This window comes from Neisseria sp. 19428wB4_WF04 (assembly GCF_015235335.1).
Taxonomy (GTDB): Bacteria; Pseudomonadota; Gammaproteobacteria; order Burkholderiales; family Neisseriaceae; genus Neisseria; species Neisseria musculi.
The window spans coordinates 1-885 of the sequence record NZ_JADGLG010000125.1 but is presented as its reverse complement, the minus strand read 5'-3'; the positions used below and the strand labels follow the sequence as shown (position 1 = coordinate 885).

Sequence of the window (885 nt, the reverse complement as noted above, 5' to 3'; positions counted from 1 at the left end):
TGAATTTTGTCTTGTGTATAAGCGCGTCAAATGGCCTGGCGGTTATGCGGGGTTAGCCGGGTATTTTTATGGATATTCATGCAGTATTGTCTTTCAAATACTGTAAACAACGCTAGCTTTTACTACAACTCAATCCTTTTCATTCCAATTAATCCCATTATGGTTGCAGTAACGGATAGATTCGCGCAAAGCCGCTTCCGGTTCGGCAGCGGAAGCGTATTTGCGCGTATGGAAACATTCCGACTTTAATGTGCCGAAGAAGCTTTCCACGGCCGCATTGCCCAAACAGTTTCCTTGCGCGACATATTTTGCACCGGTTTGCATTTGCCCGATTCAATTTGGTAATCCCGCGCCCATACCGATCCGAATGCAGTATCGGCTTTTCAGACGGCCTTGACTTCTCCAATGTCTCTTTCAACATCTTGCCGGCCAAATTTAAAGCAGGCCGGGTGGGGGTGCGGCAACCGATGATTTCTCCGTTAAACCAGTCCGTCAGCGGCAACAGTTGCGCTTTTCCCCACCGGCATCGAATCCGGCAACCGATGATTGCTTGTTAAACCAATCCATCAGCGGAGAAAGATACAACTTTTCTCCTGCATTATTGAGCTCCGTGGCAGCCCTTACCCGTTTCCCATTTGGCTTTTCCGCCTTGAAACGGCGTTGCAGGATAGCGGCGCAACGTTGCCGGCCTCTTTCGAACGGGCGATGGACGGCATTGGCACCGCCGTACCGCCGCCCCGGCCCGACACCGCCTTCAGACGGCTGATTGTCTTGTGGTTGGCCAACATCCCTGCATAGCGGATTGCCGCCGTTATCCTGCGGCAGCCGCAGCGTCCTTTGTGTTGCCGGCAAGCCGCACGGATATGCCGTTTCAAACCGGCATAT

General features: G+C 52.3%; 2 protein-coding genes. Both read right to left on the bottom strand.

Annotated features, from left to right (window positions below; translation table 11 throughout):
• Window positions 1–129: 129 nt before the first annotated feature.
• A complete protein-coding gene (locus IR141_RS12580; RefSeq protein ID WP_135037776.1) occupies window positions 130–324 on the bottom strand; it encodes an IS3 family transposase in 195 nt (64 codons plus the stop codon).
• A gap of 296 nt (window positions 325–620) precedes the next feature.
• The gene (locus IR141_RS14270) at window positions 621–875 is read right to left on the bottom strand and encodes an IS3 family transposase (protein WP_167753123.1); all 255 of its coding nucleotides are present in this window, start codon (window positions 873–875) and stop codon (window positions 621–623) included.
• Window positions 876–885 lie beyond the last annotated feature (10 nt).